This window comes from Pseudoduganella rhizocola, from assembly GCF_045984285.3.
Classification (GTDB): Bacteria; Pseudomonadota; Gammaproteobacteria; order Burkholderiales; family Burkholderiaceae_D; genus Rugamonas.
Map to the genome: position 1 here is coordinate 765,020 of NZ_JBJQIK030000001.1, position 7,927 is coordinate 772,946.

At 62.9% G+C, this 7,927-nt stretch carries 6 protein-coding genes; all 6 read left to right on the plus strand.

Going from position 1 to position 7,927, the window contains the following annotated elements; all coding sequences use genetic code 11:
* Nucleotides 1-127 precede the first annotated feature (127 nt).
* Nucleotides 128-1,816: a CTP synthase gene (gene pyrG / locus ACJRPG_RS03530; RefSeq protein WP_407998654.1), complete on the plus strand. Its 1,689-nt coding sequence runs from the start codon at nucleotides 128-130 to the stop codon at nucleotides 1,814-1,816.
* Nucleotides 1,813-2,667, plus strand: coding sequence for a 3-deoxy-8-phosphooctulonate synthase (gene kdsA, locus ACJRPG_RS03535; protein ID WP_407998655.1), 855 nt, complete (start codon nucleotides 1,813-1,815; stop codon nucleotides 2,665-2,667). The genes pyrG and kdsA overlap by 4 nt, the downstream gene beginning before the upstream one ends.
* A gap of 135 nt (nucleotides 2,668-2,802) precedes the next feature.
* Complete coding sequence (gene eno, locus ACJRPG_RS03540) at nucleotides 2,803-4,086, plus strand: phosphopyruvate hydratase (protein WP_407998656.1); 1,284 nt, start codon at nucleotides 2,803-2,805, stop codon at nucleotides 4,084-4,086.
* Nucleotides 4,087-4,130: 44 nt separating this feature from the next.
* Nucleotides 4,131-4,454, plus strand: coding sequence for a cell division protein FtsB (gene ftsB / locus ACJRPG_RS03545; RefSeq protein ID WP_407998657.1), 324 nt, complete (start codon nucleotides 4,131-4,133; stop codon nucleotides 4,452-4,454).
* Between the two features lie 152 nt (nucleotides 4,455-4,606).
* The gene (locus ACJRPG_RS03550) at nucleotides 4,607-6,856 is read left to right on the plus strand and encodes a TonB-dependent hemoglobin/transferrin/lactoferrin family receptor (protein ID WP_407998658.1); all 2,250 of its coding nucleotides are present in this window, start codon (nucleotides 4,607-4,609) and stop codon (nucleotides 6,854-6,856) included.
* Nucleotides 6,857-6,866: 10 nt separating this feature from the next.
* The coding region (locus tag ACJRPG_RS03555) for a hemin-degrading factor (RefSeq protein ID WP_407998659.1) at nucleotides 6,867-7,927 on the plus strand (1,061 nt) is incomplete at its 3' end.

Here is a 7,927-nt window from a genome sequence, read left to right on the forward strand (position 1 = left end):
TTGTCCGTCCCGACAGCAGGAGGGTCTGTACGGTGGCACACATTTTTGCGGGCCGTATGATGAAGAAGGAGGCAATTTAGGATATAATTTCAATTTCCCGCTAGTGCTGTTCGGCACTTATCTCGCAATGACCAAATTTGTCTTCGTCACCGGTGGTGTCGTGTCTTCCCTTGGCAAAGGGATCGCCGCCGCCTCCCTCGCCGCGATCCTCGAATCGCGCGGCCTCAAAGTCACCATGCTCAAGCTGGACCCGTACATCAACGTGGACCCTGGCACCATGAGCCCGATGCAGCACGGTGAAGTCTTCGTCACCGACGATGGCGCGGAAACCGACCTCGATCTGGGCCACTACGAGCGCTTCATCAGCACCCGCATGCGCAAGGTGAACAACTTCACCACCGGCCAGATTTACGAGTCCGTGATCCGCAAGGAGCGCCGTGGCGAGTACCTGGGCAAGACGGTGCAGGTGATCCCGCATATCACGAACGAGATCCAGGACTATATCCGCCGCGGCGCGGAAGGCTATGATATCGCCCTGTGCGAAATCGGCGGCACCGTGGGCGACATCGAATCGCTGCCTTTCCTGGAAGCGGCGCGCCAACTGAGCCTGCGCGCCGGCCGCAAGAACTCGGCCTTCGTGCACCTCACGCTGGTGCCTTACATCGCCTCCGCCGGCGAACTGAAAACCAAGCCCACCCAGCACTCGGTGCAGAAACTGCGCGAAATCGGCATCTCGCCGAATGCGCTGCTGTGCCGCGCCGACCGCCGCATTCCGGAAGACGAGCGCGCAAAGATCTCCCTGTTCTCGAATATCGAAGAGCAGGCCGTGATCTCGGTGTGGGACGTGGACACCATCTACAAAGTGCCGCAGATGCTGCACGACCAGGGCCTGGACGCCATCATCTGCGAAGCGCTGGACATCAACCCTGCGCCGGCCGACCTGTCGGTATGGAGCAAGCTGATTCACACGCTGGAAAATCCGAAGCAGGAAGTCTCGATCGGCATGGTCGGCAAGTATGTGGAACTGACCGAGTCCTACAAGTCGCTGACGGAAGCGCTGCGCCACGCGGGCATCCACACCGAATCGAAGGTCAACATCGAATACATCGATTCGGAAGAGATCGAAACCAAGGGCACGGGCGAGCTGTCCAAGTACGACGCCATCCTGGTGCCGGGCGGCTTCGGCAAGCGCGGCGTGGAAGGCAAGATCAAGGCGGCGCAATTCGCGCGTGAGAACAAGGTGCCTTACCTGGGCATCTGCCTCGGCATGCAGGTGGCGCTGATCGAATACGCACGCCACAAGGCGGGCCTGACGCACGCCAATTCCACCGAGTTCGAGCCGAACACCGACCAGCCGGTGGTGGCCCTGATCGACGAATGGCAGAACCACGACGGCAAGGTCGAGAAGCGCGATGCGAACTCGGACCTGGGCGGCACCATGCGCCTCGGCGCGCAGGCTTGCGCCGTCAAGCCGGGCACCCTGGCCTCGGAAATCTACGGCAGCGTGGTGACTGAGCGCCACCGCCACCGCTATGAAGCGAACAATCACTACCTCGGCCGCGTCGAGGAAGCAGGCCTGGTGGTGGCGGCCCGCACGCCAACCGAAGACCTGTGCGAAATCATGGAGCTGCCGCGCGAAGGCGAGAATGCCCACCCATGGTATATGGGCGTGCAGTACCACCCTGAATTCAAATCGACCCCGCGCGACGGCCATCCGCTGTTCACGTCCTACATCAAGGCGGCGCTGGCGCATAAAGCGGCAGGCGGCAAATCCGGCCACCTGAAATCGGTCGCCCTGCAAGGAGATGCAGCATGAAACTGTGTGGCTTCGATGTCGGCCTCGACAAACCCTTCTTCCTGATCGCCGGCACCTGCGTGGTGGAATCGCGCCAGATGTCCTTTGACGTGGCGGGCCAGCTGAAAGAGATCACCAGCGCGCTGGGCATCCCCTTCATCTACAAGTCCTCCTTCGACAAGGCGAACCGCTCCTCCGGCACCTCCTACCGCGGTCCCGGCATGGAAAAGGGCCTGGAAATCCTGGGCGACATCAAGCGCGAGCTGGGCGTGCCGGTGCTGACCGACGTGCACACCATCGAGGAAATCGACGTGGTGTCCTCCGTGGTGGACGTGCTGCAGACCCCGGCCTTCCTGTGCCGCCAGACGGACTTCATCAACGCCTGCGCGCAATCGGGCAAGCCGGTGAACATCAAGAAGGGCCAGTTCCTCGCGCCGCACGACATGAAGAACGTGATCGACAAGGCGCGCGCCGCGGCCCGCGCCAAGGGCCTGAACGAAGACAACTTCATGGCCTGCGAACGCGGCGTATCCTTCGGCTACAACAACCTCGTGTCCGACATGCGCTCGCTCGCCATCATGCGCGAGACCAAGGCGCCGGTGGTGTTCGACGCCACCCACTCGGTGCAGCTGCCGGGCGGTAACGGCACTTCCTCGGGCGGCATGCGCGAGATGGTGCCGGTGCTGTCGCGCGCGGCGGTGGCCGTGGGCGTCGACGGCTTGTTCATGGAAACCCATCCGGATCCGGCCACCGCGCTGTCCGACGGTCCGAACGCGGTGCCGCTGGGCCGCATGAAAGAATTGCTGTCCACTCTGATCGAACTGGACCGCATCACCAAGAAAGCCGGCTTCCTCGAATCCAGCTTCAACTGATCTGATGTCGGCGGGCCCCGCGTTACAAGCGCCGGGCCCGCTTCCACATCCGGCCATCCTCTGTTACTCTTGTTGCAATTTTTGCGCGTGAACTGTCCGCGCAGCTGTGTTTCGCCTTACTTTGGAGAATAAGAAATGAGTGCAATCGTTGACATTATTGGCCGCGAAATCATCGACTCGCGCGGCAATCCGACCGTCGAATGCGACGTGCTGCTGGAATCGGGCGTGATGGGCCGCGCTGCGGTGCCGTCCGGCGCCTCGACCGGCTCGCGTGAGGCCATCGAACTGCGCGACGGCGATCCGAAGCGTTATTTCGGCAAGGGCGTGCTGCGCGCGTGCGAGCACATCAACACCGAAATCTCCGAAGCCATCATGGGCCTGGACGCCAATGAGCAGGCCTTCCTGGACCGCACCCTGATCGACCTGGACGGCACCGAGAACAAGTCCCGCCTCGGCGCCAACGCCATGCTGGCGGTGTCGATGGCCGTGGCCAAGGCTGCCGCGGAAGAAGCCGGCCTGCCGCTGTACCGCTACTTCGGCGGTTCGGGCGCGATGCAGATGCCGGTGCCGATGATGAACGTGATCAACGGCGGCGCACACGCCGACAACAACCTGGACATCCAGGAATTCATGATCATCCCGGTGGGCGCGCCGACCTTCAAGGAAGCCATGCGTTATGGCGCGGAAGTGTTCCACACCCTGAAGAAGATCCTGCACAAGAAGGGCCTGACCACCGCCGTGGGCGACGAGGGCGGCTTCGCACCGTCCGTGGCTTCGCACGAAGAAGCGATCAAGCTGATCATCCAGGCGATTGAAGAAGCGGGCTACGAGCCGGGCACCCAGATCGCGCTGGGCCTGGACTGCGCGGCATCCGAGTTCTACAAGAACGGCAAGTACGAGCTGGAAGGCGAGGGCCTGTCCCTGACCGCCGCCGAGTTCACCAACCTGCTGGCCACCTGGTGCGACAAGTACCCGATCATCTCGATCGAAGACGCGATGGGCGAAGGCGACTGGGACGGCTGGGCTACCCTGACCGCGGCACTGGGCAAGAAAGTGCAGCTGGTGGGCGACGACCTGTTCGTCACCAACACCAAGATCCTGAAAGAAGGCATCCAGAAAGGCATCGCCAACTCGATCCTGATCAAGATCAACCAGATCGGCACCCTGACCGAGACCTTTGCCGCCATCGAAATGGCCAAGCGCGCCGGCTACACCGCCGTGATCTCGCACCGTTCCGGCGAAACCGAAGACTCGACCATCGCCGACATCGCGGTGGGCCTGAACGCGCTGCAGATCAAGACCGGTTCCATGTCCCGCTCGGACCGCATGGCCAAGTACAACCAGCTGCTGCGCATCGAAGAAGACCTGGGCGACATCGCATCCTACCCGGGCCGCGACGCGTTCTATAATCTGAAGTAATAGAAACTTTTCCGGCCGGCACTCCCGGCCGGAACCTTGTCCGCATGCGCCTTATCACCGTCGCCCTTGCAGCCCTGCTGCTGCTGATCCAGTACCCGCTTTGGCTGGGCAAGGGCGGCTGGCTGCGCGTCGCCGACCTGGAGCAGCAGGTCGAGGAAGCGCACGACAAGAACGACGCGCTGAAGCGCCGCAACGCCAAGCTCGACTCCGAAGTGCGCGACCTCAAGGACGGTACGGGCGCGGTCGAAGAGCGCGCGCGCTACGAGCTCAGCATGATCAAGCAGAACGAAATCTACGTTCAAATCCTAGGCAAGGGCCAAACCCGCCCCGAAGCCAGCGCCACCCCCGAACCTTCCAAGCAGCAATAGTTTCCTGAAAAATGGGGACAGACCCGGATTTTGGAAATCCGGGTCTGTCCCCATTTTTTAAGAAATATTTGTAAATGAGAATCATTCTCGATATAATCTAGGCCGTTGCCAGCCGAGCGCCAGCATTTCACTGACCTCTCGACTGGAACACTATGGCTGCATTCCTGCTGCCAGCACGGCGTTTGCCCGTGCTGATGATGGCTGCGCTGGGCACGCTCGCGTACGCGCAAAACACTACCAATACCCTCGGCGAAATCCTCGTCACCGCCAAGCGCGACGAAGCCGTGAAGAAGCCTGGCTCGACGACCACCCTCGGCGCCGATGAGCTGTCGCGCCGCGCCGTGACCGATATGGCGAATATCGCCCGCTACGAGCCGCTCATCAGCGTGCCTGCAGCGGCCAGCGGCGCGGGCAATATCTGGGACGGCGCCGGTAACACGGGCTTCAATATCCGCGGCATTGACGGCAACCGCGTCAGCCTCGATCTCGACGGCATCGCACTTCCTGATGCGGCTCCGAAGCCGGATGGCTCCACGCTGAACAGCTTCGGTATCGGCCGCGACTATTTCGATCCCGAGACCTTCCGCGAAGTGCGCATCGCTTCCGGCACCACACCCGCAGGTGCGGGCACGCCTGGCCTGGGCGGCAGCGTGGCTTTCGTCACCAGGTCGCCGGAAGACTATGTGAGCAGGCAGAAGCCGCGCTATGCGGAGTATCACTTCAGCTACGACGGCGCGAGTTCGGGCCGCATGCACGCGCTGACCGGCGCGGCGCAGTTTGACACCTTGCAGGCGCTGGCGGTGCTGGTGCACCGCAATGGCAAGGAACTGAAGAGCGAAGGCACTGCACGTGCCAATCCGGATGACTGGAGTTCGGATGCACTGCTGGCGAAGCTGAACTGGTCCCTGAGCGGCGGCCAGAAGCTGGGCTTCACCATCGACGCCTACCGCAACGAGCACGATCGCGAATACAACAACAAGCAGGGCGCCTCCTATCCGGAAGGCGCTACGCAGCACTCGGAAACGCGCCGCAACCGCTTCAGCATCGACCACGAAGCCAATAACGGCGGCTGGTTCGATACGCTGGAGAGCCGCCTCTATGTGCAGGATGCGAAAGTGGAGGACATCACGCACGCGCGCTATATCACCGGCAACCAGCCCTATGTGCGTGACATTACGACGGGCTACTTCAACAAGAGCATCGGCTTCGCCAGCAATGCCGGCAAGGAGCTGAACGCGGCCACGCAACTGGCCTTCGGCATCAGCGCCGAAACGCTGGAAACGCGCCGTCCATGGCGCGAGGACCGCACGGTGATTGCTACCGGCGCGCACCAGATCACCAGCAAGAACCGCATGGCCGATATGGACACGCGCAAGCTGGCGGCCTTCCTGCGTGGCGAATTCGTGACCGGCGCGCTGACCCTCACGCCGGGCATTCGCGCCGAACACCGTGAGCTGAAACCGAAGAACCTGGCGAACTATGTGGTTGCCGTGCCCGCAGCGGCGAAAGAACTGAAGAAGGAGAGCGACAGCACCTTCGCGCCAAGCTTCGGCGCGAGCTATGAGCTGAAGCCGGACTTCAACGCCTACGCGCATTACAGCCGCGGCACGCGTTTGCCGACGGCGGCGGAACGCACCGGCACCTACGATTCCTTCAGCTATACGGGCGCCGGCAACGGCTACGCAGTACTGGGCAACGCGAACCTGAAGAAGGAAACCAGCAATGCCTTCGAACTTGGCGTAAAAGGCGATGCGGCGCGCGGCCTGAACTTCAAGGCGTCGGTCTTCCGCACCGAATACAAGGACTTCATCGAGTATGCCTCGCAGCCGCCCGATCCCGTCAATTACCCGACCATCAGCTTCGGTCTTTTCCGTCCCGAGAACATCGGCAGGGCGCGCACCTGGGGCGGTGAGTTCTCGGCCCGCGCGGACCTGGGCAAGTGGTCGCAGCCGATGGACGGCTTCAGTGTGGCGCTGGCCGCCGGCGTATCGCATGGCAAGGCCACCAATACCAGGACTGGCGCCAGCAGCGAACTGGCATCCACGCTACCGTCGAAGATCAGCAGCACACTGGCCTGGGATGATCCCGCCAGGCGCGGCGGTGTCGCGCTCACCGCCGTGCATGCGCGCGCCAAACAGGCGGGGAACGATGTGATCAGCGGCGTGACCACGCCACGCTTCGCGGTCCCTTCGTCCACCGTGGTCGATCTGGTCGCGTATTGGAACGTGGGGCGGCATGCCGCGCTGACGGCCGGCCTCTACAACCTGGGCGACCGCAAATACTGGGACTACGCCTCATCGCGCGGCCTGCCCGCCGGTACCACGGCAGTGGCGCTGGCAGATATCGAACGCCAGGCGCGTCCCGGCCGCAATGTCGCCGTCAATTTCAAACTGATGTACTAAGGGGGAGCAAATGAAAGCACACCAACGTTACCTGCTGGCGCTGGCCGGCGCCATGATCCTGAGCGGCGCGCATGCCATCGCCGCAGCGCCAACGCTGGCCGAGCGCTGGGCCACGCTGCGCACCGAACAGCCCAAGCTGCAGATCCGCGATGCGGCGCGCACGCTGAATGTCTCCGAGGCGGAGCTGCTGGCCACCGGCATCGGCAAAACCGTCACGCGCCTGAGCGATGCGCAGAACGCGCCGCGCGAAATCATGCGCCGCGCTCTGGACCTCGGCACGGTGCTGGCGCTGACGCGCAACGAGAACGGCGTCATCGAACGTACCGGCATCGCCGACCGCATCAAGCCAGACAATGAGCAGCTGGCGGCAGGCGACAAAAACGACCCCGAACGCGAGGCACGCATGCTGAATATCGCCGGCGGCTATCTCGGCGGCGCCATCGACCTGCGCTTTCAGTTCAAGGAGTGGAAGCATGCTTTCGCTGTCGTGCAGCCGGGCCGCGACGGCGCCACCAGCCGCAGCCTGCAGTTCTTCGACGCGCAGGGCACGGCCGTGCACAAGATCTACCTGAAGAACGATGCCGGCGTTCCGGTCTTTGACAAACTGGTGAACGAATTCCGTCACCCGCTACAGACGGCCGAACTGAAGATCGTACGCGCGGAGCCGAAGGCAGCCGAGAAAGCGGATAGTGCGGTGGATGTGAAAGAGTTCCAGCTCGCCTGGCAGGAAATGACGGACGTGCACCAGTTCAACCGCATCGTGCGCGAGTTCGGCCTGTCGCGCGAGCAGGCCATGCGCCTGGCGCCTGCCGGGGTAGTGCAACGCGTAACGCCGCTGGCCGTGCGCCAGCTGCTGGATGAATCGGCGAAGCAGCAGATCGCCATCATGGCCTTCGTCGGCAACGGCGCGGTGACGCAAATCTTCAGCGGCAAGATCGCCAAGACTGCCGCCAGCGGCGAATGGTATAACGTGCTGGACCCCGAGTTCAACCTGCACCTGCGCGAAAGCGCCTTCAAGTCAGGCTATGTGGTGCAGCGCGCGGGCGTGACGTCGGTGGAATTCTTCGACAG